Genomic DNA, 25,050 nt, shown 5'->3' on the forward strand with positions numbered 1-25,050 from the left:
GGCGGTCAGCGCTTGCGCGCGAGGCGCGGGTCGAACAGGTCGCGCAGGCCGTCGCCCAGCAGGTTCAGGCCGAGCACCGCCAGGGCGATGGCCACGCCCGGGAACACCGCCAGCAGCGGCGACTGGAACATCAGCGTCTGCGCCTCGCTGAGCATCCGGCCCCAGGACGGCTGCGGCGGCTGGGTGCCCAGCCCCAGGTAGGACAGCGCCGCTTCGGCCAGGATGGCGATCGCGAAGCGGATGGTGGCCTGCACGATCAGCACCGACAGGATGTTGGGCAGCACGTGCTCCATCGTGATGCTGAACGCGCCCTTGCCGCAGGCGCGGGCGGCGAGCACGAACTCGCGCGCCCAGATGGCGTTGGCCGAGGCCCGGGTGATGCGCGCGAAGGTCGGGATGTTGTAGATGCCGATGGCGATGATCGCGTTGACCATGCCGGGCCCGAACACGGCCGTCAGCATGATCGCCGACAGGATCGCGGGGAAAGCGAAGCCGAAGTCGGCCACCCGCATGATGATTTCCTCGACCCAGCCGCGCCTGGCCGAAGCGAGCAGGCCCAGCGCCGTGCCGATCAGCAGGCCGATGCCGACGGCGACCACGCCCACCACGATGGAGGCGCGCGCGCCCACCAGCAGCAGCGACAGCAGGTCGCGGCCATACGGGTCGGTGCCGAGCCAGTACCCGGGGCCCGGCGGCAGCAGCTTGGCCGACATGTCCACGTCGTAGGGCGAGTGCGGCGTCCACACCAGCGACAGCGCGGCGGCCAGCACCAGCAGCAGGCTGAGCACCGCACCGATCACGAAGCTGCGGTGGCTCAGGGCGCGGCGCCAGAAGCCGGGTCCGGCGGCGGGGGACGCCGCGGCTACGGGGACGGCACTCATATGTCGCTGGCTTTCACGCGAGGGTCGATCGAGGCATACAGCACGTCGACCACGAAATTGACGATCACCACCATCGCCGCCAGCAGCATCACGCAGTTGCGCACCACGATCAGGTCGCGGTTGGAGATCGACTGGAAGATCAGCCGGCCCAGCCCGGGCAGGTAGAACACGCTTTCCACCACGATGGTGCCGGCCAGCAGCTCGGCGAACTGCAGGCCCATGATGGTCACCACCGGGATCATGGCGTTGCGCAGCACGTGGCCCCACAGCGCGCCGCGCTCGCTCACGCCCTTGGCGCGGGCGGTGCGCACGAAATCCTCGCGCAGCACGTCCAGCACCGCCGAGCGGGTGAAGCGCGCCAGGATGGCCGACTGCACCACGGCCAGCGAGATCGCCGGCAGCAGCAGCGCCCGCAGGCCCGGCAGGATGCCCTCTTCCCAGCCGGGGAAGCCGCCGGCGGAGAACCACTTGAGGTGCACCGAGAACAGCAGGATCAGCAGGATCGCGAACCAGAAGTTGGGGATCGCGATGCCGATCTGCGACAAGCCCATCACGCCCACGTCGCCCAGCTTGTTGTGGCGCGCGGCGGCATAGACGCCGGCGGCCAGCGCGATCAGCGCGGTGAGCAGCATCGCCATCACCGCCAGCGGCACGGTCAGGCTCAGGCGCTCGAGCACCAGTTCCGACACCGGGGTGCTGTAGGCGTAGCTGGTGCCCAGGTCACCGGTGAGCATGCCGCCGACCCAGTCGAAGTAGCGCTCCAGCGGCGGCCGGTCGATGCCCAGCTTGTGCGCCAGGGCCTGCACCGCCTCGGGCGACGCATCGGGGCCCATCAGGATCTGGGCCGCATTGCCGGGCAGGATTTCCAGAACCAGGAACACCACGACCGAAGCGCCAAACAGGGTTGCGACCAGGGTGATCAGGCGCTTGAACAGGAACACGCTCATGAAGGCGCGGATAATGCCAGAACCCTTGGGGTGAGAGCTTTTGACTGGCAGGACGACGACAACATGGCCTTGATGATCACCGACGAGTGCATCAATTGCGATGTGTGCGAGCCCGAGTGCCCGAACGAGGCGATTTCGCTCGGCCCCGAGATCTACCAGATCGATCCCGCGAAGTGCACCGAATGCGTCGGCCACTTCGACCAGCCGCAGTGCGTGCAGGTCTGCCCGGTGGCGTGCATTCCGGTGGACCCGGCGCACGTCGAGGATCGGGAGACGCTGTGGCAGAAGTACCGGCGCCTGCAGGCCCAGGCGGCCCCGCCCGAACCCGCTGGCGCGCAGCCCGTTGCCACCGCCCCCGGCGGCAATCCTCCTAGCGCCTGACCGCCAGGGTGCCGGCGCCGGCGCCGCTGCCGGGCTGCGCCGGCTGGTCCGCACCGGCGGATCCCTTGCCTTTGCCCTTGCCCTTCTTCTGCTTCTCCTTGGGCGGCTTGCTTGCCGGTGCGCTGGCGGTGAAGACGTCCAGCTTGCGCGTGGCCTTTTTTTCCGGCGACTTGTGTGCGTGGGGCGCGTCTTCGGGCTTGGGCGGCGGGATATAGAGCGAAGCCGGCTGCGCCTCGCGCTGCACACGGTCCCTTTCCAGGCTGTCGGCCAGCCTGGCGTCACGCTGGGTAGCGGCAGCGGCCTGCCTGCGCTCGGCCGCGGTGGGCGCAGACTCTGGCTCGAGCGCCTTGCCGCCGGCGCAGGGCTGCTGGCTGTAGCTGTCGCCGCAGCGGTAGATGGGCTGTGCCTGAGCGGCTGCCAACGCGGCTGCCATCGACAGTGCGAGCGCTGCCTGGATTGCTCCCATGGTCTCCTCCCTCGAAGGTGGCGCCCGCAGGTCTTCAGCCTGCTTCTGGCGGCCGCGGCGGCTTGGGCCGCGGTGGCTTGCTGGTGTGCACGAGCTGGGTGGCCTTGTCCATCTCGCCGGACAGCAGCGCCGGCACCGCCTTGAGCGTGCGGTCGATGCACTCCAGCAGGGCGTCACGCTGCTCGGGCGCGGGCTTGCGCAGGACCCAGTCCACCACTTCCGACTTCACGCCCGGATGGCCGATGCCCAGGCGCAGCCGCCAGTAGTCGCCCGTGCCCAGCTGGGCGTGGATGTCGCGCAGGCCGTTGTGGCCGGCGTGGCTGCCGCCCAGCTTGAGCCGGGCCTGGCCGGGCGGAACGTCGAGTTCGTCGTGCACGACCAGGATTTCCTGCGGGGCGATCTTGAAGAAGCGCGCCAGCGCCGCGACCGACTTGCCCGACAGGTTCATGTAGGTCTGTGGCTCGAGCAGCCAGACGGTGCGGCCGTCGACGTTGCCGCGCGCGACCAGGCCGTGGTAGCCCTTGTCGGGCGACAGCTGCAGCTTGAGCTGGCGGGCCAGCGCGTCGACCCACCAGAAGCCGGCGTTGTGGCGCGTGCCCTCGTACTCGGCGCCCGGGTTGCCCAGGCCGACGAACAGCTTGATCATCGTTCGATCCTAAGGGCAAACGCGGCGGCGAACGCCCATGAAAAAGCCCGCCGAAGCGGGCCGGGTTCCACCAGGTGAGGGGATTACTTCTTGCCCTTGGCTTCCTTGGCCGCCGGCTTGGCTTCGGCGGCCGGCGCCGCTGCCGCGGCTTCGCCCTCGGCGGCCGATTCCTCGGCGGCGGTGGCCATCACCGACACCAGGACCGGGTTCTTCTTGCCGTGGGTGACGGCGCTCACGCCCTTGGGCAGGTTGATGTCGGCCAGGTGCAGCGACATGCCCTTCTTCAGGCCGGACAGGTCCACTTCGATGAACTCGGGCAGGTCGCCGGGCAGGCAGGAGATTTCCAGGTCGGAGATCACCGGCGTGACGACGCAGTGCTCGAGCTTGACGGCCTGCGATTCCTCGGCCTTGACGTAGTGCACCGGCACCTTCATGGTCAGCCGGGTGCGGGCATCCACGCGCTGGAAGTCGATGTGCTGGACCAGCTGGCGGAACGGGTGCATCTGCACGTCGCGCAGCAGCACCTTGCTGGCGTTGCCATTCAGTTCCATCTCGAGGATGGAGGAATGGAAGGCTTCCTTCTTGAGGGCGTGCCACAGGGCGTTGTGGTCCAGCTCGATCAGCTGGGGCTGGCCCTCGCCACCGTAGACGATGCCCGGCGTGCGGCCGGTGTTGCGCAGGCGGCGGCTCGCACCCGTACCCTGCTTGCTGCGCTCGAAAGCGACGAATTTCATTTCAATCTCCGTTGCGGCAGCCACCGCGACCAGTGTGCTGCCGGTTTCACAAAGGCCCCGGCTGGGGCCCGCTCGGTTGCCGGCGCTGCTTGCGCCGGCGTCTCAGAACAGGTTTTCCTGTTCCGAAAACAGGCTCATGACCGAATCGCCGCGGGCGATGCGCTGGATCGTCTCGGCGATCAGCGGGGCCACGCTCAGCTGGCGGATCTTGCCGCAGCCGCGCGCGCCGTCGGTCAGGGGAATGGTGTTGGTGACCACCACCTCGTCGAGCGCCGTGCCCTTGGCGATGCGCTCGATGGCGGGGCCCGAGAAGATCGGGTGCGTGCAGTAGGCGTACACCTGCTTGGCGCCGCGCTCCTTGAGCACCTCGGCCGCCTTCACCAGCGTGCCGGCGGTGTCGATCATGTCGTCCATGATCACGCAGTTGCGCCCGTCGATCTCGCCGATGACGTGCATCACTTCGCTGACGTTGGCCTTGGGGCGGCGCTTGTCGATGATGGCCAGGTCGGTGCCCAGTTGCTTGGCCAGCGCGCGGGCGCGCACCACGCCGCCGACGTCGGGCGACACCACGATCAGGTTCTCGTAGTTCTTGGTGCGCAGGTCGTGCAGCAGCACCGGCGAGGCGTAGATGTTGTCGACCGGGATGTCGAAGAAGCCCTGGATCTGGTCGGCGTGCAGGTCCATGGTCAGCACGCGCGAGACGCCCACGGTCTGCAGCAGGTTGGCCACCACCTTGGCCGAGATGGGCACGCGCGAGGAGCGCGGGCGGCGGTCCTGGCGGGCGTAGCCGAAATAGGGGACGACGGCGCTGATCCGCTCGGCCGAGGCGCGCTTGAGCGCGTCGACCATGATCAGCAGCTCCATCAGGTTCTCGTTGGTCGGCGCGCAGGTGGACTGCACGACGAACACGTCGCGCGCCCGCACGTTGGTGTTGATCTCGACCGTGACTTCGCCGTCGGAGAAGCGGCCGACGCTGGCTGCGCCGAGCGAGATGCCCAGGTGCTCGGCGATCTCCGCGGCCAGGCCGGGATTGGCATTGCCGGTGAACACCATGAAGTCGGGGTGCGGGAGGGGGGCCTGCATGGGCGAAGCGGAATGAGGGGCGTCAGACACCGGTTTTCTCGTCGATCGGCCCGGGCCCGTCATGGCCCGGCGCTCAAAAAAAAATGCTGCGGCCCCGAAAGGGTTTGGCAGGGGAGGAAGGACTCGAACCCTCGCATGCCGGAATCAAAATCCGGTGCCTTGACCAACTTGGCGACTCCCCTACACGGGTCGGCTGCTGCAATCAGCGGCCAACCGATGAACTGTCGCTGGAAGCCCAACCCGCCAACGGATGGACATCCATGTTGCTGCACTCCCGCACCAGCCAGCCCGGCGGCGCCGGCGGAACCTGATGGCCCGGCGGCAGCGGCGCGAACACCGCGCTGCCCGAGCCTGTCATCCGCCCGGCCAGCCCCTGCGAGGCCAGCCATTCCAGCGCCAGGCCCACATCGGGGCACAGCCGCTGGGCCACGGGCTGCAGGTCGTTGCGACCGAACTGCAGCGGGTTTGCAGCAAAGCCAGAGATTATAGCAGCGCCGCTGTCGCGGCGAAGATCGGGTGCGCGAAAGATCGCTGCCGTGTCCAGGCCGGCCGGTGGCTTGGCCACCAGGAAGCGGCTGGAAGGCAGGTCCACCGGGGCGATTCGTTCGCCGATGCCTTCGACCCAGGCGTTGCGTCCGTGCAGGAAGAAGGGCACGTCGGCGCCGAGCGCGACGCCGATGCGGGCCAGCTCGGGCAGGTCCAGGCCCGTGTTCCACAGCCGGTTCAGGGCCAGCAGGCAGGAGGCCGCGTCGGAGGAGCCGCCACCCATGCCGGCTTGGGCCGGCAAGCGCTTGTCCAGCGTGATGTGCGCGCCCTGGCCACAGCCGGTGGCCGATTGCAGGGCGCGGGCGGCGCGCAGCACGAGGTCGTCGGCCGGCACCGGCTCGCCGATGTCCTCGCGGCTGAGGGCCTCGCCCGGCCGCCGCTCGAAGTGCAGGGTGTCGTGCCAGTCGATCAGCATGAAGACCGACTGCAGCAGGTGGTACCCGTCCTCGCGCCGGCCGACCACGTGCAGGAACAGGTTGAGCTTGGCCGGCGCCGGCACGTCGTACAGGGAATTCACGGCTCAGTGGTCCAGCACGATGCGCAGGTCGGCTTGCGGCGCCGGCTGCAGCCGGCGGGCGCGCAGCCGGCCCTCGCCCAGCTGCGACAGGTCGGGCTGCCAGCCCGGCACCGGCGTGGCCATGCCGTCCAGCCAGTCGAACAGCGCAGCCAGCGGCAGGGCGGCGCCGGTGGCCTGCTCGAGCATGGCCTCGATCGATGCATACCCTTGTGGCGCGGCACCGGGCCGGCGCAGGATGGCGCGCCCGGGCTGCCAGTCCAGCACGGCGATGGTGCCGCCCAGGGGGTTGGTGAGGGTGAGCTCGCCGGCTTGCGGGCGGCCGCGCAGCTCGAAGGCCGCCGAGAAGGATTGGCCGGGCTGGTCCTCGACCGACAGGGCGAGACGGCCGCTTCGCTGTTCGCTTGCCGGGATGACGGCCGGGGCGAGTTGGGCGCAGCCCGCCAGCAGGGCCAGCGCGGCCAGGCCGTGCCCCAGTGCGAGCCGCCGCCCAGCGCCACTCATGGCTTGACGCCCAGCCGCTTGATCGTCTGCTGCAGCGTCTCGTTGTCGCGGTTCAGGAGCAGGCCTTCGCGCCAGATCGCCTGCGCCTTGTCGTGCTGGCCCATGCTCCACAGCACTTCGCCCAGGTGGGCGGCGATCTCGGCGTCGGGCCGGTCCTTGTAGGCCCCTTCCAGGATGCGCAGGGCCTCGGCCCGGTTGCCCATGCGGAACTCGACCCAGCCGAGGCTGTCGGTGATATAGGGATCGCCGGGGGCGAACTCCAGCGCCTTGCGGATCAGTTGGCGCGCCTCGGGCAGCCGCACGCCCCGATCAGCCAGCGAGTAGCCGAGGGCGTTGTAGGCGTGGTGGAAGTCGGGCTTGGCGGCCATGACCTGGCGCAGCAGGCGCTCCATGTCGCCCAGCCGGTCCATCTTCTCGGCCAGCATGGCCTGGTCGTACAGCAGGTCGGGGTCGCCCGGTTCCTTGGCGATCGCCTTGTCCAGCAGGTCGTAGGCGGCCTTGTAGCGCTTCTGCTCGCGCAGCAGCTGCACCTCGGCGCTCAGCTTGGCGCGAGCCTGCAGCGGCGTGCGTTCGGGCAGCGCATGGATCAGCTTGCGGGCCTCGTCCAGACGGCCCTGCTGGGCCAGGATGGAGGCGCGCCGGCTCTGCGCAGCCACCAGGTCCTGCGAGTTGTCGATGCGGTCCAGCCAGGCGTTGGCCGCGGCGAAGTCGCGGCGCTTTTCGGCCACCTGCGCCAGCGCCAGGTAGGCCTGTGCCAGCCCGCGGCTGCGCTCGGCCGCCGAACCCTCGGTCTGTGCGAGTTCCACGTACTTCTTCAGCGACGCTTCGGCATCCTTCAAGCGGCTTTCCTGCACCTGCAGCGTGCCCAGGGCGAGCCAGCCCTGCGCCAGCTCCGGCTTGTCGCGGGTGACCAGCTGCAACTGCTGGGCGGCCTCGGTGTAGCGCTGCGCGTCGATCAGGGCGCGGGCATAGCCCATGCGCAGCTCGGGCAGGGCACGCCCCTGCAGATACTTGCGCACGATCGGTTCGGCCTGGGGCAGGCGCGGGTCCATCAGCTCCAGGGCCAGCAGCACCGGGCTTTCCGATTGCGCGTCGGCCGCCTGCGCGAGCTGGGCCGCAACCAGCGCGCCGGTGTTGTCACCTGCTGCCAGTCGCATCCGCCCGACCGTGGTCCAGGCCACCGCGGCGCTCGCCGGATCGGCCAGCTGCGGCTGCACGGCCTGCTCCACCAGCGCGGCCGCCTGCGGCTTGTCGCTGACGCGGGCGAACAGGCGCGGGATGGCGGTGAGGACGGCGGCGCGGTCGCGCTCGCCCGCCAGGGTCAGCTCGGTGCGCAACGGCTCCATGGCCTCGGGCACCCGGTTGAGCGCCAGCAGGATCTGCAGCACGTAGCGGTTGGCGTCGCGCGACGCCGGGTGGGCCTGCTTCCAGGCGCGCGCCGCCTGCAGTGCGGCGTCGCCGGCGCGGCTCTGGAACGCGATCTCCACGGCGCGCTGGTACAGCGCGGGGTCATCGGTCTTGCGCGCGGCATCCAGCATCAGCGAGAAGGCGGCCGCCGGTTCCGGGCCGCGCGCGTTCAGCTCGCTCAGCAGCAGCTGGTAGAACAGCTCGGCGTCGAGGGCGCTGCTGACGGGGTCGGGTTCGGATGCAGCGGGTCCGGCGCCGGCTTGCGCGGGCGCTTGCGGCGCCGCAGGCCCGGTTTGTGCGCAGCCGGCCTGGGCCAGCGCAATCAGGAGGAGCGCGCCCCAAGCCAGGCGCGAGCTGCGATTCATCCAAACCATAATAATCCAAGCCCCCCAGCCCGCCGCAATGCCTGAATTACCGGAAGTCGAGGTCACCCGCCTGAGTTTTGCCGACCGCATCGCGGGCGCCCGCATCGAGGGCGTGCGGCTGGGCAAGCCGCTGCGCTGGCCACTGGGTTGCGAGCCCGGCCAACTGGTCGGGCGCATCGTGCGCAGCGTGCGCCGCCGCGGCAAGTACCTGCTGGTGGACCTGGACCGGGGCCTGCTGCTGTTGCACCTGGGCATGTCGGGCAGCCTGCGCTTCGCGCCCGATGCGCCCGAGGCCGGCATCCACGACCACTTCGACCTCTTCACCGATCGCGGCGTGCTGCGCCTGAACGACCCGCGGCGCTTCGGCGCCGTGGTGCACGCGCCGCAGGAAGAGTCGCCCGAGGCGATCAAGCTGCTGGGCGGGCTGGGGGTGGAGCCGCTGGACGAGGGCTTCGATCCGGCCGCCTTCCACGCCGCGCTGCAGCGGCGCTCGGCGCCGATCAAGCAGGTGCTGCTGGCCGGCGACGTGGTGGTCGGCGTGGGCAACATCTATGCGTCCGAAGCGCTGTTCCTGGCCGGCATCCGGCCGACGCTCGCGGCGGCGCGCATCAGCCGCCCGCGGGCGCTGAAGCTGCACGGCGCCATCCGCGACGTGCTGGCGCGCGCCGTTCGCCAGGGCGGCAGCACCCTGCGCGATTTCTCCAATGCCCACGGCGAATCGGGCTACTTCCAGCTCGAGGCCATGGTGTACGGCCGCGAAGGCCAGCCCTGCCGGCAGTGCGGCACGCCGGTGCGCGCCATCCGCCAGGGCCAGCGCGCCACTTTCTACTGCTGCAAGTGCCAGAAGTGACACTGCCACGGCTGAGTCCGGGTGCTATATTCAAGCGACACGGGGGATCAGTGGGCGCTTCCTTCAACGAACAGTTCGATCAGCACGCCGCTTGGCGGCGCGAGTTCGCCTTGCGCCTGAAGCTGCTGGCCGAGTGGCTGCGCGACCATGAACTGCTCGATGCCGCCGTCGAGGAGCGCCTGCGCCGGCTCGAGGTGCAGATGCGCTCCGACAAGGTCATGGTGGCCTTCGTCGCCGAGTTCTCGCGCGGCAAGTCCGAGCTGATCAACGCCATCTTCTTTGCCGGCTACAAGCGCCGCATCATGCCGGCCAGCGCCGGGCGCACCACCATGTGCCCGACCGAGCTGGGCTACGACGCCGAAGTGCCGCCCTGCCTGCGCCTGCTGCCGATCGAGACGCGGCTGCGGCCGCAGCCGCTGATGGAGTGGCGGCTCGCCCCCGAGAAGTGGACCCGGGTCGACCTGGACGTGAACGACCCGGCGCAGCTGGCCCAGGCATTCGAGAAGGTCGCCGAGGTGCGCCACGTCAGCAAGGACGAGGCGCGGGCGCTGGGCTTCTGGCACGACGAAGCGCCCGACGACAACCCCATGGTCGGCGCCGACGGCCGGGTGGAGGTGCCGCGCTGGCGCCACGCCCTGATCAACATCGCCCACCCGCTGCTCAGGCAGGGGCTGGTGATCCTGGACACGCCGGGCCTGAACGCGATCGGCGCCGAGCCGGAACTCACGGTGAACCTGATCCCGCAGGCCCACGCGGTGGTGTTCATCCTGGCCGCCGACACCGGCGTCACGAAGTCCGACCTGGCGATCTGGCGCGAGCACCTGCTGCCCGAAGGCGAGGACACGCACGCGCGGCTGGTGGTGCTCAACAAGATCGACACGATGTGGGATGCGCTGAGCACTCCGCAGCAGGTGCAGGCCCAGATCGAGCGCCAGCGCGTCACTTCGGCCGGCATCCTGGGCCTGCCGCACAACCAGGTGATCCCGGTCTCGGCACAGAAGGCGCTGGTGGCCAAGGTCGAGGACGACGCCGCGCTGCTGGCCGCCAGCCAGTTGCCCGTGCTGGAACACGCGCTCAGCGACGGGGTCATGGGCCAGCGCCAGCGCATCCTGCGGGCGGCGGTGGCGGCCGGCATCGCCGAGCTGCGCACCGAGGCCGGCCGGGCGCTGAACATCCGGCGGCGCGACCTGGCCGAGCAGACGCTGGAGCTCAAGGGGCTGCGCGGCAAGAATGCCTCGGTGATCCGCCACATGCGCTCGCGCATCGAGCAGGAACAGCGCGAGTTCGACGTCAGCGGCGCGCGCATCCATGCCGTGCGCTCGGTGCACCTGAAGCTGCTGCGCGAGGTGTTCGACCTGCTGGGCACCGCGTCGCTGAAGGACCAGATGGGGCAGCTGACCGACGAGCTGCGCCAGCCCGGCATCAAGCTGGGCGTCAAGCGCGCCTACGCCCGCACCTTCGAGCACCTGCGCGAGGCCCTGCGCAAGGCGCAATCGACCAGCGACGAGATCCAGTCCATGCTGACCGGCACCTTCCGCCAGCTGAACGCCGAATACGGCTTCTCGCTGCAGCCGCCGAAGGAGCCGGACCTGGCGCGCTACCAGCGCGACCTCGACCTGGTCGAGCGCGGCCACCAGCAGTACCTGGGCATGGGCCATGCGCTGCGACTGGCCCAGCCCGAGTTCGCCGATCGCCTGGTGCGCGCGCTGTCGACGCGGCTGCGCGCCGTCTACGAGTCGGCGCTGGCCGAGGTGGAGCTGTGGAACAAGGCGGCCGCCGCCCAGCTCGACGCCCAGTTGCGCGAGCGGCGGCGCAATTTCAGCCGCCGGCTGGAGGCGATCGAGCGCATTCAGCAGGCTGCCACCGGGCTGGACGATCGCATCGGCGAGATCGAGTCGCAGGACGACGCGCTCGATGCGCTCGACGCCAAGCTGCTGGAGCTGACCGAGCACCTGGTGGCCACCCCGGCGCAAGCCGCCGAGCCTCCCCGACTGCAACGCGCATGACCGCGCAGCCGCGCGACTTCGCCGGCCGCGTGGTGCGCTGGCAGCGGCAGCATGGCCGCCAGGCCCTGCCGTGGCAGGGCACACAGGATCCCTACCGCGTCTGGCTGTCCGAAGTGATGCTGCAGCAGACGCAGGTGGCCACGGTGCTGGCCTACTACCCGCGATTCCTGCAGCGCTTTCCCGATGTCGCCGCGCTGGCCGCCGCCGATCTCGACGAGGTGCTGGGCCTGTGGAGCGGCCTGGGCTACTACAGCCGCGCGCGCAACCTGCACCGCTGCGCGCAGGTCGTCGTCGGCGAGCATGGCGGCCGCTTTCCGGCGAGCGCGGCGTCGCTGGAGCAGCTGCCGGGGATCGGGCGCTCGACGGCGGCGGCGATTGCCGCGTTCTGCTGGAACGAACGGGCCGCCATCCTCGACGGCAACGTCAAGCGGGTGCTGGCCCGCGTGCTGGCGTTCGGCGAGGACCTGTCGCAAGCCGCTGCCGTCAACGCGCTCTGGGCGCGCGCCGGGGAACTGCTGCCTGCGTCGGGCGGCGACATGCCGGCCTATACCCAGGGCCTCATGGATCTGGGAGCCACGGTCTGCCTGGCGCGCAAGCCCTCCTGCCTGATCTGCCCGCTCGAGGCGATGTGCGCCGCGCGCCGCGAGCAGGCGCCCGAACGCTACCCGGTCCGGAGCCGGCGCACGCGGCGCAGCTCGCAAGCGCTGTGGCTGCTGCAGGCGCGCGCCAGGGACGGCTCGGTCTGGCTGGAAAAGCGCCCGGTGCCGGGCGTGTGGGCCGGGCTGTACTGCCTGCCGGTGTTCGATTCGCGCGAGGCGCTGGCCGAGGCGCTGCCGGCCACGGCCCGCCGCCGGCTGGACGATCGGCCGGCTTTCCTGCACGTGCTCACGCACAGGGACCTGCACCTGCATCCGGTGGTGGTGGACCTGCCGTCTGCCGCGCTGCGCGGGCGCGAGGGGGCCTGGTTCGCCGGCGAGGAGTGGCCTTCGCTGGGGCTGCCGGCGCCGGTTCGAAGCCTGCTCTCGCAGGGCTGAAGACCGGGCCGGGCTGGCCTCAGGCCCGCTCTAGCTCGCGGTGCCGCTTGAGCGTGATCCAGTCTTCGCCGAAGGCCGCCGCCAGCCGCTCGACCAGGTAGACCGAGCGGTGCTGCCCGCCGGTGCAGCCGATGGCCACCGTGACGTAGCTGCGGTGGTCCTGCGCCAGCGGCTCCAGCCACTGGCGCAGGAAGCCTTCGATGCAGGCGCGCATGCGCTCGACATCCGGCTGCTGCTGCAGGAAGTCCTCGACCGGCTCGTCCAGCCCGGTGAGGTCGCGCAGCCCCGGCTCGTAGTGCGGGTTGGGCAGCATGCGCACGTCGAACACGTAGTCGGCGTCGACCGGGATGCCGCGCTTGAAGGCGAACGACTGGAACACCAGCGTCAGCTGGCTGGGCGGCGCCGCCAGCAGCGCCTTGACCTGGGCCTGCAGGTGGGCCGGCCGGATGGTGCTGCTGTCGATGACGTGCGACTGCTCGCGCAGGTCGGCCAGCAGCTCCCGTTCCAGCTCGATGGCATCGACCAGCGCGCGCTGGCGCACCAGCGGGTCGTCCGGCTCGGCGGCGACCTGGCTCGACAGGGGGTGGCGGCGCCGGGTCTCGGAGAAGCGGCGCACCAGCGTGTCGGTGGTCGAGTCCAGGAACAGCGAGCGGATGTTCACGCCGCCGGCGCGCAGCTCCAGCAACTGCTGCGGCACCAGCGGCAGCGAGGTGGCGCTGCGCACGTCGATGGCGATGGCCACGCGCTGCTGGTCCTTCTTGGCCTGCTCCAGCGCGACGAAGGACTGCAGCAGCTCGGGCGGCAGGTTGTCCACGCAGTAGTAGCCGGCGTCTTCCAGCGCGCGCAGCGCCACCGTCTTGCCCGAGCCGGACATGCCGGTGATGAGGACCAGTTCCAGGCTCATGGCGCGCTGCCCAGCATTTCCTTGGCGTGCGCCAGCGTGGTGCCCGAGAGCCGCTCGCCGCCCAGCATGCGGGCCACTTCCGCCACCCGCTGCTCGCCGTTCACCGCGGCGACTTCGCTGGTGGTGCCGGCGCGGTCGCTGCGCTTGGACACGACCAGGTGGTGGTCGGCGCAGGCGGCCACCTGCGGCAGGTGGGTGACCGCCAGCACCTGCCGGTCGCGGCCCAGCTGCTTCATCAGCCGCCCGACCGTCTCGGCCACCGCACCGCCCACGCCCGCATCGACCTCGTCGAAGATCAGCGTGCCGGCCGTTCCCAGCCGGCTGGTGGTGACGGCAATGGCCAGCGCGATGCGCGAGAGTTCGCCGCCGGAAGCGACCTTGCCCACCGGTCGCGGCGTGGCGCCGGGGTGCCCGGCGACGAGGAAGGCGACGTCGTCCAGCCCGAAGGCCGCCGGTTGCGCCAGCGGTTCCAGGGCCACCTCGAAGCGGCCGCCCTGCATGCCCAGCCCCTGCATGGCCTGGGTGATGGCCTGCGCCAGCCGGGGCGCCGCCTTGGCCCGCGCCTTCGACAGGGCCGTGGCCGCAGCCTTGTAGGCGCGCGCGCCGTCCTGCTCGGCCGCTTCCAGGGCGGCGAGATCCGCTGCCTGGTCGAGCTTCTTCAGGTCGGCCTTCCAGCCGGCCAGCAAGGCCGGCAGTTCCGCCGGGCCGCGCTTGTAGCGGCGCGCCAGCGACAGCCACAGCGCCATGCGCTCGTCCAGCTGGGCCAGGCGCTGCGGATCCAGGTCGGTGCGGCGCAGCCAGGCGTGCAACGAATGCGCGGCATCCTGCGCCTGCGCCAGCGCCGAGGCCAGCACTTCGGCCAGCGCCTCGAATTGCGGCTCCAGGTGCTGCTGCGCCTGCAGCAGCGCCAGCGCCTGGGAGAGCCGGCTGGTGGCGCCGACTTCATCGCCCTCCAGCGCCTGCACCGCGGCGTCGGCGGCATCCAGCAGCGCCTGGGCGTGCGACAGGCGCGTATGGTCGGCATTCAGCTCGTCCCACTCGTCGGCCGCCGGCGCCAGCTTGTCGACTTCGCCGATCTGCCAGGCCAGGCGCTCGCGTTCGCGCTGGAGCGTGTCCTGCGCCTCGCGCGCCTGGGCCAGCGCCTTCTGCGCGGCGCGCCATTGCTGCCAGGCCTGCTGCACGGCGGCGTCGGATGCGCCGGCATAGGCGTCGAGCAGCGCGCGCACGGCGTCGGCCCGCGTCAGGCTTTGCCAGGCGTGCTGGCCATGGATGTCCACCAGCAGCTCGCCGGCCTGGCGCAACTGGGTGGCGGTGGCGGGGCCGCCGTTGATCCAGCCGCGGCTCTTGCCCTGGCTGTCGACGGTGCGGCGCAGCAGCAGGCTGTCGCCGGCGTCGAAGCCGGCTTCCTCCAGCCAGGCCTGCAGGCCGGGGGCAAGGTCGAACTCGGCGCTGATGTCGGCGCGGGCCGCGCCCTCGCGCACCACGCCGGCGTCGGCGCGCGCGCCCAGCGCCAGCTGCAGCGCATCGACCAGGATGGACTTGCCCGCGCCGGTCTCGCCGGTCAGCACGGTGAAGCCGGCGCCCAGCTCCAGGTCCAGTTCGCGCACGATCACGAAATCGCGCAGTGCGATACGCCGCAGGCTCATGATCCGCCCTCGTTCCAGTGCAGCTTCTGGCGCAGCGTGTCGTAGTAGCTCCAGCCGCGCGGGTGCAGGAAGCGCACCTGGTGCTGGGAGCGCTTGACCAGGATGCGGTCGCCGTGCAGCAGCGAGGCCAGCGACTGCATGTCGAAATTGGCGCTGGCATCGCGACCGGCGACCAGCTCGATGGCGATTTCCACCGAATCGGGGATGACGATCGGGCGGTTGGACAGCGTGTGCGGGGCGATCGGCACCAGCGCGAAGGCCGGGTTGCCGGGGTGCAGCATCGGCCCGCCGGCCGACAGGGCATACGCCGTCGAGCCCGTGGGCGTGGCCACGATCAGGCCGTCGGCCCGCTGGCTGGCCACGAAGTGGCCGTCGACTTCGATGCGCAGTTCCACCATGCCGGAGGTGGCGCCGCGGTTGACCACCACGTCGTTCATGGCCTGGGCCTTGAACACGCAATGGCCGTCGCGCATCACCTGGGCCAGCATCAGGCTGCGCCGGTCTTCCTCGAACTCGCCGCGCAGCATCGGGCCCAGCACCTCGCGGTAGCTGTCCAGCCGGATGTCGGTGATGAACCCCAGCCGCCCCTGGTTGATGCCGATCAGCGGCACGCCGTGGCGGGCCAGTTGCCGGCCGATGCCCAGCATCGTGCCGTCGCCTCCGACCACCAGGCCCAGGTCGCACCGGTCGCCGATGGCCGCCACGTCCAGCATCGGATAGCCCACGATTCCGCACGTGGTGGCGGTGTCGTGCTCGAGGGCCACGTCGCAGCCCTCGTCCGACAGGTAGTGGGCGATGTCCTCCAGCGCGGCCCGGTTCCCGGCGGCCGCGGCCCCGCCAGCGGCGGCGTGGTACTTGCCGATCAGGGCGACGCGCTGGAACAGGGGCTTCATCGGCTCAGATTAAACCACCCGCGGCGGCCCGCGAAAGGGCCGGCTCTCGTCGATCCAGCCGGGCGCGCGGGCGACCGGAGGCCGGGAATCCTTAGAATGGCCGAGAGGCCTGTTGAACATGCTCGATGACCGTGCCAAGTTGTTGCTGAAAGCGCTGGTCGAGCGCTACATCGCCGAGGGGCAGCCGGTGGGCTCGCGCACCCTCTCGCGTGCCTCCGGGCTGGAGCTGTCGCCCGCGACCATCCGCAACGTGATGTCCGACCTGGAGCAGCTGGGCCTGATCGCCAGCCCGCACACCTCCGCCGGCCGGGTGCCCACCGCCCGCGGCTACCGCCTGTTCGTGGACACCATGATGACGGTGCAGCGCGAGCAGTTCTCCGCGCCCAGCCTGCCGGCCGACCAGCCGCAGCGCGTGATCGCCAACGCCGCCCAGCTGCTGTCCAACCTGTCGCACTTCGTCGGCGTGGTGGTGGCGCCGCGGCGCGGCTCGGTGTTCCGCCACATCGAGTTCCTGCGCCTGTCCGAGCGCCGCTACCTGGTCATCATCGTCTCGCCCGACGGCGACGTGCAGAACCGGGTCGTCTTCACCGACACCGACTACACCCAGCAGCAACTGGTGGAGGCGGCCAACTTCCTCAACACCCACTACGCCGGCCTGGGGATCGAGCAGGTGCGCGAGCGCCTGAAGACCGAGGTGGAGCGGCTGCGCGGCGAGATCGTCCAGCTGATGCAGACGGCGGTCGACGCCAGCTCCGAGGCCTTCGCCCAGGCGGACGAGGTCGTGATCTCCGGCGAGCGCAACCTGCTGGAGGTCTCGGACTTCTCCAGCGACATGTCGCACCTGCGCAAGGCGTTCGAGCTGTTCGAGCAGAAGACCCAGCTCATGCGGCTGCTCGACATCTCCAGCCAGGCCGAGGGCGTGCGCATCTACATCGGCGGCGAAAGCCAGATGGTGCCGATCGAGGAGCTGTCGGTCGTCAGCGCCCCGTACGAAGTGGACGGCCAGGTGGTCGGCACCCTGGGCGTGATCGGCCCGACCCGCATGCCCTACGACCGCATGATCCAGATCGTCGACATCACGGCCCGGCTGGTCAGCAACGCGCTGAGCCACAACAAGGGCAGCGAGCGCGGCTGAGGCCCGCCACCGCGCTGCTACCGCAGCCGCGGCTCCCTACAATCCGCCCACGGTCGGGGCGTTAGCTCAGTTGGTCAGAGCAGGGGACTCATAATCCCTTGGTCGCTGGTTCAAGTCCAGCACGCCCTACCAAGCCTCGCGTCAGCACAGGCCTGACGGGGCTCCGTGTGCAGTCCGCCGGTGACGGCGGTGTTCAACGCACCAGGAGCACCTCGATGGTCCATTTTCCTCAGTCCGCCGGTGGCGGCGTCGTGTCTGGCGGCACGGCGCAAGCCGGAACCGCAGCGCCCCACGGGGGCGCTGGCGCAAGCGCGCCCGTTCGCGTGCAGATGAGCCCGCCGGTCTCGGCCTTGTGCCCGTTGCCGCTGCGCGCCGGCAGCTTGCCCACGGGCGAGCTGATCGAGCTGTACATGACCCACTACAGCGGCCGCGACACCACGCGTGGCCACCGCCTGAGCTGGTGGAAAGCGCGTGTGGGTCACCTCGCGCTGCAGGACCTCAGCGACGACCACATCCACGTCGCCCTGCAGGGGTTGTCGCAGTACAACAGCCGCTACTTCGCCGGCCGCGACGCCGACCACAAGCCCATTTTCAAGGCGCGGCCCAAGCCGGTGGCGCCGGCCACCCTCAACCGCTACGCCGCCGCGTTGGCGGCCGTCCTGACCTGGGCCATCAAAAAGCGCATTGCCCCCAAGCACTACGTGCACCCGTGCCGCACCATCGAGCGCCAGGCGGAGAACAACGAGCGCGTGCGGTTCCTTTCGGACGACGAGCGCGAGCGGCTGCTCAAGGCCTGCCAGGCCTCGGGTTGGGACAAGCTGTACCTGATCGTGCTGATGGCGCTGACCACCGGCGCGCGCAAGAGCGACCTGACCAGCCTGCGCTGGGACAACATCGACTTCGAGCGCCAGCAGGCTTACTGCGGCCGCAGCAAGAATGGCGACCCGCGCGTGCTGCCGCTGGTCGCCCCGGTGCTGGCGCTGCTGCGCCAGCACCGCGGCGGCGACGCCGCGCTGATCTTCGGGTCCACCCGAGTGCCGGGCATCGCCTTCGATTTCAAGGACCACTGGAGGCGCGCGCTGGCGGCTGCGCGCATCCGCAATTTCCGCTTCCACGACCTGCGCCACAGCTGTGCCTCCACGCTCGCGCAGCACGGCGCCACGCTGCTGGAAATCGCGGACGTGCTGGGGCACCGGCAGCTGCAGATGACCAAGCGCTACAGCCACTTGACCACTGGGCACAAGGCTGAGCTGATCGAACGGGTCTGGGGCGACCTGCCGGCCGCGACGCCTGACTCGTGACCGTGAAAGCATGCTTTCAGAGCGAAAGGGGCGGCCGTTGACGACCTCGTTGACGACCTGCGTGGGACCCTTGACCGTGTCTAGAACCGGCTTCTAGAGTGGGTGTCTCAGCCATTTTGACGAACGAGGCGCCATGTCCAGAGCCCCCGCCAAAAAAGCCAAGTCCAGCAGCGCGAAGCCGGAGTGGCAGCAGGTCAAGATCCAGTTCAACCCGACGCCCGAGCAGCTGGCCGTGATCAGGCGCACCCAGCGCGTCACGTACTTGGGGCTGGGCCGCGACGGCCAGAAGAAGGTGGTCTTTGAGGGGCTCTTGCCGGGGCCCGCCTACCAGCCCGCGGCCGACGAGTGGAACGGCGCGTTCGACGCCGGCTTCGTCGATCGCGCCCTGCGTGGCGATCCGCACGTCCTGCGCGTGATCGCCACCGCCGAACTGAACCTCAACCGCGAGGCCATCGAGCGTACTGGCGGGGCGCTGGTGATGCGGGCCGGCCGCCACTGCCACAGCTTCGACATCGAGGTGCCGGCGTGGCTGCTGGCTGCGTTCGTCAAGTTCCATGAGCGCGTGGCGCTCTTCGGCTACGACGAGGCCGTCGGGCGCGAGCCGCTCACCAAGCGCTCACGCGAGACGCTGGCCAGACATGCCGCGTTGCGCCGGGCGGTGTCCTTGTCGCTGGCGGACGAGCTCTATCAGGACCCTCACCAGCCCATCACGGACCTCTATGGGATCGTCGGCGAGAAGTTGGGCATCGGCAAGTCCACCTGCTACGACATCTACCAGGAGGCGCTCCAGGAGGGCGGCTACGAGCTGCACGCCTTGCAGCGCTTCCTGCAGGCCTACATGAAGGAAACCCGCAGGAGGCTGCCCATGCCCTCGGTCACGGACGCGGGATAACTACTCCAAGAGCAGACGATTGTCTTTTGCCCAAATCCAGATTTGGGCAAAAAACGCATTCGAGAAGTTTCGGCACCATCCCCCGCGCACTGGCTCACGCAGAGCCAGCAACGGGCCCCCGCCAGGCCTGTACTGACGCAGAAGGACGCAATGGAACTCTCGATTTTCGACCTCGTGCGGGCGGAGACGTACTGGCAGTCGCGCCCGCACGTTTTCCCCTCCAAGGAGTCGTGGAACTGGTACAAGCGCAAGCACCGCGCCAAAATGGTCGAGGCCGGCGCGCTGCTCAAGCTGCGCGGCAGCGACTACGTCCACGCGGGCAACTGCGACATCTTCGTGCTGGCTGCGGCCCAGGCCGCCGCCGGCAAGCCGGGCGACCAGAACAGCTTCGACGCTTACCTCTCGGCTGACGCCCAGACTTGCGGGCAGGCGCAGGTTGTGCGCCAGGCCGAACAGCAGCGCGGCCAGCGCGGCGCGCCGGCCCACTGCATCGCCGTCACGTCGCACCCGGTGGCGGACAGCGACACCGAACTCGATGACCAGGCGGCGGTCGGGCCGCAAGTGCGCGAGGTGGGCTAGTCATGAGCACCTCCGAAGAAAGGTATTCCGTGGTCCGCGCCGGGCCCGATGTGGCCCAGCTCGCGCGCGATTTCCTGAAGGCGGAGCAGCGCTGGCGGTCCGATCCTCAGCCGAGGACCTTCGCGCTGATGAACTGCCGCAAGCTCGTGCTGGAAGCGAGCGTGCTGCACACGCCGGCGCCGTCCGCCAAGAAAGGGGGCATGAAGCTGACCCAACACCCCCCGTCGGCGACCTTCCCGGCCGTGCCTGACGAGGAATGCCAGAAGCTGAAGGACGACATCGGGCTCAATGGCCAGCGTGAGCCCGCGCTCGCGCTGGCCGGCGAGCGCGGACCTGATGCGGTGCGCGAAGCCGGCGTCAACGAGCTGCGCGCCGTCGTGGAGGCCGTGGTCGATGCCGTAGAGCAGTTGCGCGTCCAACGTCGCCAGCTGCAGGCGCGCATCGACGGCGCCTCCCACGCCAACACCGCGGGCGCACCGCCGATCACACCGGCCTCGCAGGGCCGCGAGTCGGAAGCAGCTGACTTTGAGTCGCTCCTGCGGGACGCGAGCCTCCAGCTGCAGGCATTGGGCATTGCCGGCGCCGGCGTCAACGAGGGCCCTCGCGCGAACGCCATGCTCGCGGCGGCGGTCGCCCAACTGTGCCAAGAGCGTGCAGGCAACGGTGTTCTGAAAGCGGAAAACGACGACCTCGTGGCCCACAGCTGCGAGCTCTTGACGCGCATCCATGCGCTGGGAGGGAAGGCGCCGTACGCCCATCCGGCGCTCGTGCGCGCTTACGCGGAGCGCGACTGGGACTTGAACATGCTCGTCCCGGACCTGGACGACGGCGGCCTCGGCCCGTTCGATCTCGGCCCGCCCTGAGGCCGACTTCGACGGCCACAACGCCGGCCAGCGCTGGCCCTCCCCCTGCAACCACCATGGACTCGAACGAAAACACTTCCACCAGCATCAAGAAGCTGAACATCGGCGTGATCCGCATCGACGGCGGCACCCAGGCGCGCGCTGAAGTCGCGAAGGCAGTCGTCGCAGATTACGCCGAGCGGATCCGGGCGGGCGTCAAGTTCCCGCCGGTCGTGGTCTTCCACGACGGTGCCGAGTACTGGTTGGCCGATGGCTTCCATCGCCTCCAGGCGCACCTGACGGCCCAGCGTGAAGTCATCGAGGTGGACGTGCGCGAGGGAGCGCTGCGCGAGGCGATCCTCTTCTCGCTGGGTGCCAACGCCGCCCATGGCCTGCGCCGCTCCAACGAGGACAAGCGCAAGGTGGTGGAGACCATGCTGCGCGACGCGGAATGGGTGCAGTGGAGCGACCGCAAGATCGCCGAGATCTGCGGCGTCTCCCACAACTTCGTGAGCGACCGGCGCAAGGCGATCTGTCCTTCGATGACAGATGGCTCGGCCATCCGCACCGTCGAGCGCGGCGGCAAGACCTACCAGCAGGACACCAGCCGCATCGGCAAGAGGCTGGCCGCGCCGGCGGAGCCCCGGCCTGACGCATGTGAGCCGGGGGCTGCCGAACCCGCTTCGACCGAGCCCGCCCCCGAGTCCGTTGACACCAGCGGTGCGCAAGGTGACGCCCGGCCGCCCATCGACGACATGTCGTCCAAGCCGTTGGCCGAGTGCGCCATGTCCGGTGACGCTGTGGAGGGTGACGGGAGTGAGCCGCATCCGGGCGGCGTCGAGGCTGACGAAGCCGAAATCGCAGCCGAACTCCAGGCCGTGCGCGCCAAGGTGGTGGACCTCACCATGCTCTTGCAGGCGGACGACAAGCTGGTCGCGGCATCGACGCTGGTGGCGGACCTGCGGGTCATGAACAACGTCCTGCAAGCGCGCACGGACGACCTGCTGGCCGAAAAGGCAAAGCTGATCAGCGAGGTCAAGATGCTGCGCAACAAGCTCAAGCAGCGGGAGTTGCGCATCGATGCCCTCGAGGGCGAAGTCGCGAAGCTGCTGGGCGAGAATGGCATGCTTGAGGCCAAGCTGGCCGCCGACTTTCGCCAGGACCAGGCGGCATGAGCTGGTCCAGCGCGCGACTGTTCGACGACGCGACCTGCACGGCCGCGTCGTTCCCGCCGCCGCGGCCCTTCCAGGTCACTGCCCACGAGGCGCTGCGGCAGGGCGCGCGAACGGGTCACAAGAACCAGCTGCTGATGGCGCCCACCGGCGCGGGCAAGACGTATTTGGGCCTGCGCCTCGCGCACGAGGCCATGCTCAAGGGCAAGCGCGCGGTTTTCGTTTGCGACCGCACGACCCTGATCAACCAGACCAGCCAGACGGCGGACCGCTACGGCCTTGCCGCGCACGGCATCGTGCAGGCCAACCACTGGCGACGCGACACCTCCCTGCCGCTCCAGATCGCCAGCGCCCAGACCTTGGCCAAACGGGACTATTGGCCGGCGGCGGACGTCATCATCATCGACGAGGCGCACACAAAGCTGCGGGTCTGGGTCGAACACATCCAGCGCACCGAGGCAGTCTGCATCGGGTTGAGTGCGACGCCTTTCTCGCCCGGGCTGGGCAAGCTGTTCACGAACCTGGTGAACGCTACGACGATGCACGAGCTGACTCAGTCCGGCGTGCTCGTACCGATGCGCGTGTTGTCCTGTACCAGGATCAACATGGACGGCGCCGCCACGGCAGGCGGCGAGTGGACCGACACAGCCGCGGCCGAGCGGGGCCTGGCCATCGTCGGCGACGTCGTTTCGGAGTGGGCCAAGCATGCGCAGCAGCGCAAGACCATCGTCTTTGGCGCCAATATCGCCCACTGCCTTGAGCTGTGCCGTCAATTCGTCGACGCCGGCATCATGGCTGCGGCCTTCACGGCCAATACGAGTTCCGCCGAGCGCGAAGTGCTGCTGCGTGAATACCGAAAGCCTGACGCGCAACTGCGGGTGCTGATCAGCGTGGAAGCACTCGCGAAGGGGTTCGACGTGCCTGACGTGGGCTGCGTGGTGGACTGCCGGCCCTTGCGCAAAAGCTTGTCCAGCGCGATCCAGATGTGGGGCAGGGGGCTGCGCGCGTCGCCGGCCACCGGCAAGATCGACTGCCTGCTGCTGGATCACAGCGGCAACATCGTCCGCTTCCTCGACGACTTCACCGAAATCTACTTCAATGGCCTGTCGGCGCTCGACGCGGGCGAGGACCTGGACAAGGCGGTACGTCGTGACCAGTCGAACTATGAGCCGAAACCCTGCCCGGCGTGCGGCTACGTCCCGTTCTCGAAGCGCTGCATGGCCTGTGGCTTCGAGCGCCAGCCGCTCACGCGGATCTGCGCATTGCCCGGCGAGATGCAGGAAGTCATCGTCGCCGGCAAGAAGCTCGCCGACGACCAAGAGCACCTGTGGGCGCAACTTTGCAGCTACGCGTGCACCCATAGCAGCCCCGACAAGCAGCGGGGGCGCGCCTGGCACTTGTATCGGCAGATCACCGGGTCCGAGCCGCCAAAGGACTGGTCGTTCGACTCCAGTGCCAGCGTGGCCGTCACCGACCATGTGCGCAATCGGATCACCTCGCTCAACCTGCGGCATTTGAAGCGGAGGCGCGCATGAGCTTTGTCGAGTTCGCGCGCAGCCATGGTCTCCTACTCGAGGCCGTGTACCCGTGTGACCGGATCCAGCGCTGCCCGACCGAGCGCAATCCGCGGCGTAAGAACGGCGCCTGGTTCTGGGATGGCGAGCGTGGGTTCGCATTCGCCTGGGACGGTGATGCGGTGGCGCACTGGTACGACCGGCCCGGCGCCGCGCCGTGGACGGCCGCCGAGCGGCAGGCTTGCGTCGCCCGGCAGCGCGAGCTCGCGGCAGAACGCGAGCGCACGCAGCAGGATGCAGCAGCCCGAGCGGCGGCCCTGATCGCGGCGAGCCGCCCGGGCACGCACAACTACTTGGTGATGAAGGGGTTGGCCGACGCGCAGGGCCTCATCACCTCCGACGGCGCATTGCTCGTGCCGATGCGGGACTTCCTGACCGACGCGGTCCAGGGCGCACAGCTGATTCGCTGGCTGGAGTCTGAGGGTCGCTACGAAAAGCGAATGCTGGCTGGCATGAAGGCCAAGGGCGCCGTGCTGCGGCTCGGCCAGGCTGGGGACGAGACATGCCTCGTGGAAGGCTACGCCACCGGCTTGTCGGCCCATGCCGCGCACCGCAGCATGGGCTTGAAGACGAGCGTGCTGGTGACCTTCAGCGACCGCAATCTGGAGTACGTCGCCGGGATGGTCAAGGGCAAGGCCTACATCTACGCGGACAACGACAAGTCGCAAGCCGGCGAGCGGGCAGCGAAAGCGACGGGCCTGCCCTATTGCATGAGCGACGTGGTGGGCAATGACGCCAACGACGATCATCGCCAGCTTGGGCTGTTCGCTGTCTGCAAAAAGCTAACGCAGGTGCGGAAGCTCCTGCGCCGCGACTCCGGGTAGAGCCGCGGCCGGATGCACTGGCTCGTCGGAACTTCTTAACGACAGGGGCCAGCGGCACGATACCCCCACTGTGGGAAGGCGCGGAGGCAGGGGAACCCGGCGGCGAAGTCAGCACCGGGAGCGCCGAGAAGGCTGACGGGTCGCGTGGCTCCGAGGGCGATGCGTGAAGGACCTCCAGGATAAGGCGAGGTCCGTCCACCAAGAACGATCCCAGAAGAGATTACGACACCAAAACCTTTCTTGAAGGCAGAGAACATGGTCATGAAGAGGAAAAATGTGGATTGGTCTGCGCTGGAACTCGCGTATCGAACGGGACGTTCCTTTCGCTCGCTCTCGCGCGAATTCGGGATCAGCAGCACACGCATCAAGCAAGTTGCTGATGAGCGGAAATGGATGCGCGACCTTTCCAGAGTGGTTCACAAGGCGCGCGAGGCCAAGCTGAACGCGGCCAACCTGAACACGAGCCTGAACGGCTCCGCCGACCTCGAAAAAGAGATCGTGGAGGCAACTGCCGAAGTCCAGGCAGACGTGATTACCGCCCACCGAAAATCGATCCAGCGGGCTCGCAAGATGGCAACCGCGCTTCTGGAAGACTTGGAAGTCGCCACGGTGGACTGGCGCCTCAGCCGTTCACAAGGTGGCATTTCTCCAGGATCCCGGCGCAGTACGGCAGACAAGGAGAGGACGATGACGTCCCGGGCCGCGATCCTCAAGATGCTTGCCGATTCGCTCAAGACACTCGTGGGCCTGGAGCGACAAGCGTTCAACATTCTGGAGGGAGTTCCCGGCAAACCGGACGAATCGGCCGGGATGCAGCCTGCGACAAAGGGCCTCGATGAACTTGAAGCCATCTGGGAGCGCGTCCTTGGACGCACACCAGCGGCGAGTTCAGAGCCGACCGCGTCAGAGGAGGCCAAGTAATCA

25 protein-coding genes and 2 tRNA genes are annotated in these 25,050 nt (G+C 69.4%); 14 read left to right on the plus strand and 13 right to left on the minus strand.

Translation table 11 applies throughout. The features are described from left to right. Nucleotides 1-5: 5 nt before the first annotated feature. Together PE066_RS13575 and PE066_RS13580 are read right to left on the minus strand one after the other, a co-directional pair. Nucleotides 6-881 (minus strand): ABC transporter permease, encoded by an 876-nt coding sequence (locus PE066_RS13575; protein ID WP_271233068.1) that lies wholly within the window; start codon nucleotides 879-881, stop codon nucleotides 6-8. Continuing rightward, complete coding sequence (locus PE066_RS13580; RefSeq protein WP_271233069.1) at nucleotides 878-1,828, minus strand: ABC transporter permease; 951 nt, start codon at nucleotides 1,826-1,828, stop codon at nucleotides 878-880. Before PE066_RS13580 ends, PE066_RS13575 begins: the two co-directional genes overlap by 4 nt. Before the next feature lie 63 nt (nucleotides 1,829-1,891). On the opposite strand from PE066_RS13580, the gene PE066_RS13585 reads away from it, so the two are divergent. Continuing rightward, the gene (locus PE066_RS13585) at nucleotides 1,892-2,209 is read left to right on the plus strand and encodes a YfhL family 4Fe-4S dicluster ferredoxin (RefSeq protein ID WP_271236575.1); all 318 of its coding nucleotides are present in this window, start codon (nucleotides 1,892-1,894) and stop codon (nucleotides 2,207-2,209) included. On the opposite strand, the gene PE066_RS13590 is transcribed toward PE066_RS13585, so the two are convergent. The 8 genes from PE066_RS13590 to PE066_RS13625 form a co-directional block, all read right to left on the minus strand. Beyond that, entirely contained in the window at nucleotides 2,199-2,675 is a 477-nt protein-coding gene (locus tag PE066_RS13590; protein ID WP_271233070.1) for a hypothetical protein, read from the minus strand. The genes PE066_RS13585 and PE066_RS13590 overlap by 11 nt on opposite strands. Before the next feature lie 34 nt (nucleotides 2,676-2,709). Next, nucleotides 2,710-3,321, minus strand: coding sequence for an aminoacyl-tRNA hydrolase (gene pth / locus PE066_RS13595; RefSeq protein WP_271233071.1), 612 nt, complete (start codon nucleotides 3,319-3,321; stop codon nucleotides 2,710-2,712). 83 nt (nucleotides 3,322-3,404) lie between these two features. Further along, nucleotides 3,405-4,055 carry a 50S ribosomal protein L25/general stress protein Ctc gene (locus PE066_RS13600; protein ID WP_271233072.1) on the minus strand — a complete coding sequence of 217 codons (651 nt, stop codon included), beginning with the start codon at nucleotides 4,053-4,055 and terminating at the stop codon, nucleotides 3,405-3,407. Nucleotides 4,056-4,157: 102 nt separating this feature from the next. Further along, a complete protein-coding gene (locus PE066_RS13605; protein WP_271233073.1) occupies nucleotides 4,158-5,138 on the minus strand; it encodes a ribose-phosphate pyrophosphokinase in 981 nt (326 codons plus the stop codon). A 105-nt stretch (nucleotides 5,139-5,243) separates the two neighbouring features. Beyond that, a tRNA-Gln gene (locus PE066_RS13610) sits at nucleotides 5,244-5,320 on the minus strand. A 20-nt stretch (nucleotides 5,321-5,340) separates the two neighbouring features. Then, entirely contained in the window at nucleotides 5,341-6,201 is an 861-nt protein-coding gene (gene ispE, locus PE066_RS13615) for a 4-(cytidine 5'-diphospho)-2-C-methyl-D-erythritol kinase (RefSeq protein ID WP_271233074.1), read from the minus strand. 3 nt (nucleotides 6,202-6,204) lie between these two features. Continuing rightward, the gene (locus PE066_RS13620) at nucleotides 6,205-6,702 is read right to left on the minus strand and encodes an outer membrane lipoprotein LolB (protein ID WP_271233075.1); all 498 of its coding nucleotides are present in this window, start codon (nucleotides 6,700-6,702) and stop codon (nucleotides 6,205-6,207) included. Then, a complete protein-coding gene (locus tag PE066_RS13625; RefSeq protein ID WP_271233076.1) occupies nucleotides 6,699-8,483 on the minus strand; it encodes a tetratricopeptide repeat protein in 1,785 nt (594 codons plus the stop codon). The genes PE066_RS13620 and PE066_RS13625 overlap by 4 nt, the downstream gene beginning before the upstream one ends. 28 nt (nucleotides 8,484-8,511) lie before the next feature. On the opposite strand from PE066_RS13625, the gene mutM reads away from it, so the two are divergent. Genes mutM through mutY form a run of 3 tightly spaced genes read left to right on the plus strand, consistent with a single transcriptional unit; the run spans nucleotide 8,512 to nucleotide 12,364 of the window. Then, complete coding sequence (mutM, locus tag PE066_RS13630) at nucleotides 8,512-9,324, plus strand: bifunctional DNA-formamidopyrimidine glycosylase/DNA-(apurinic or apyrimidinic site) lyase (RefSeq protein WP_271233077.1); 813 nt, start codon at nucleotides 8,512-8,514, stop codon at nucleotides 9,322-9,324. Between the two features lie 50 nt (nucleotides 9,325-9,374). Beyond that, complete coding sequence (locus tag PE066_RS13635) at nucleotides 9,375-11,330, plus strand: dynamin family protein (protein ID WP_271233078.1); 1,956 nt, start codon at nucleotides 9,375-9,377, stop codon at nucleotides 11,328-11,330. After that, the gene (mutY, locus tag PE066_RS13640) at nucleotides 11,327-12,364 is read left to right on the plus strand and encodes an A/G-specific adenine glycosylase (RefSeq protein ID WP_271233079.1); all 1,038 of its coding nucleotides are present in this window, start codon (nucleotides 11,327-11,329) and stop codon (nucleotides 12,362-12,364) included. The genes PE066_RS13635 and mutY overlap by 4 nt, the downstream gene beginning before the upstream one ends. A gap of 19 nt (nucleotides 12,365-12,383) precedes the next feature. Here the strand turns inward: mutY and rapZ are convergent, their stop codons facing one another. Genes rapZ through PE066_RS13655 form a run of 3 tightly spaced genes read right to left on the minus strand, consistent with a single transcriptional unit; the run spans nucleotide 12,384 to nucleotide 15,807 of the window. Next, nucleotides 12,384-13,268: an RNase adapter RapZ gene (rapZ, locus tag PE066_RS13645; protein ID WP_271233080.1), complete on the minus strand. Its 885-nt coding sequence runs from the start codon at nucleotides 13,266-13,268 to the stop codon at nucleotides 12,384-12,386. Then, a complete protein-coding gene (gene recN, locus PE066_RS13650) occupies nucleotides 13,265-14,914 on the minus strand; it encodes a DNA repair protein RecN (protein ID WP_271233081.1) in 1,650 nt (549 codons plus the stop codon). The genes rapZ and recN overlap by 4 nt, the downstream gene beginning before the upstream one ends. Further along, nucleotides 14,911-15,807 carry an NAD kinase gene (locus PE066_RS13655; protein WP_271233082.1) on the minus strand — a complete coding sequence of 299 codons (897 nt, stop codon included), beginning with the start codon at nucleotides 15,805-15,807 and terminating at the stop codon, nucleotides 14,911-14,913. The genes recN and PE066_RS13655 overlap by 4 nt, the downstream gene beginning before the upstream one ends. 118 nt (nucleotides 15,808-15,925) lie before the next feature. Here PE066_RS13655 and hrcA point away from each other — a divergent pair, with 118 nt between their 5' ends. From hrcA to PE066_RS13705, 10 genes are all read left to right on the plus strand, one after another. After that, on the plus strand, nucleotides 15,926-16,942 hold the full coding sequence (gene hrcA / locus PE066_RS13660) for a heat-inducible transcriptional repressor HrcA (RefSeq protein WP_271236576.1): 1,017 nt from the start codon (nucleotides 15,926-15,928) through the stop codon (nucleotides 16,940-16,942). A 55-nt stretch (nucleotides 16,943-16,997) separates the two neighbouring features. Continuing rightward, nucleotides 16,998-17,074, plus strand: a tRNA-Ile gene (locus PE066_RS13665). Nucleotides 17,075-17,271: 197 nt separating this feature from the next. Next, nucleotides 17,272-18,243: a tyrosine-type recombinase/integrase gene (locus PE066_RS13670; RefSeq protein WP_271233083.1), complete on the plus strand. Its 972-nt coding sequence runs from the start codon at nucleotides 17,272-17,274 to the stop codon at nucleotides 18,241-18,243. Between the two features lie 133 nt (nucleotides 18,244-18,376). After that, complete coding sequence (locus PE066_RS13675; RefSeq protein WP_271233084.1) at nucleotides 18,377-19,135, plus strand: hypothetical protein; 759 nt, start codon at nucleotides 18,377-18,379, stop codon at nucleotides 19,133-19,135. 150 nt (nucleotides 19,136-19,285) lie between these two features. After that, nucleotides 19,286-19,714: a hypothetical protein gene (locus tag PE066_RS13680; RefSeq protein WP_271233085.1), complete on the plus strand. Its 429-nt coding sequence runs from the start codon at nucleotides 19,286-19,288 to the stop codon at nucleotides 19,712-19,714. A 2-nt stretch (nucleotides 19,715-19,716) separates the two neighbouring features. Further along, nucleotides 19,717-20,577, plus strand: a complete 861-nt coding sequence (locus tag PE066_RS13685) for a hypothetical protein (RefSeq protein ID WP_271233086.1) — start codon at nucleotides 19,717-19,719, stop codon at nucleotides 20,575-20,577. Between the two features lie 56 nt (nucleotides 20,578-20,633). Then, nucleotides 20,634-21,731 (plus strand): ParB N-terminal domain-containing protein, encoded by a 1,098-nt coding sequence (locus PE066_RS13690; protein ID WP_271233087.1) that lies wholly within the window; start codon nucleotides 20,634-20,636, stop codon nucleotides 21,729-21,731. Then, on the plus strand, nucleotides 21,728-23,263 hold the full coding sequence (locus tag PE066_RS13695; protein ID WP_271233088.1) for a DEAD/DEAH box helicase: 1,536 nt from the start codon (nucleotides 21,728-21,730) through the stop codon (nucleotides 23,261-23,263). Before PE066_RS13690 ends, PE066_RS13695 begins: the two co-directional genes overlap by 4 nt. Then, nucleotides 23,260-24,126, plus strand: coding sequence for a hypothetical protein (locus PE066_RS13700; RefSeq protein ID WP_271233089.1), 867 nt, complete (start codon nucleotides 23,260-23,262; stop codon nucleotides 24,124-24,126). The genes PE066_RS13695 and PE066_RS13700 overlap by 4 nt, the downstream gene beginning before the upstream one ends. 240 nt (nucleotides 24,127-24,366) lie before the next feature. Then, nucleotides 24,367-25,047: a hypothetical protein gene (locus tag PE066_RS13705; protein ID WP_271233090.1), complete on the plus strand. Its 681-nt coding sequence runs from the start codon at nucleotides 24,367-24,369 to the stop codon at nucleotides 25,045-25,047. Nucleotides 25,048-25,050 lie beyond the last annotated feature (3 nt).

The organism is Ramlibacter tataouinensis (assembly GCF_027941915.1).
In the GTDB taxonomy this organism is placed as follows: domain Bacteria; phylum Pseudomonadota; class Gammaproteobacteria; order Burkholderiales; family Burkholderiaceae_C; genus Ramlibacter; species Ramlibacter tataouinensis_C.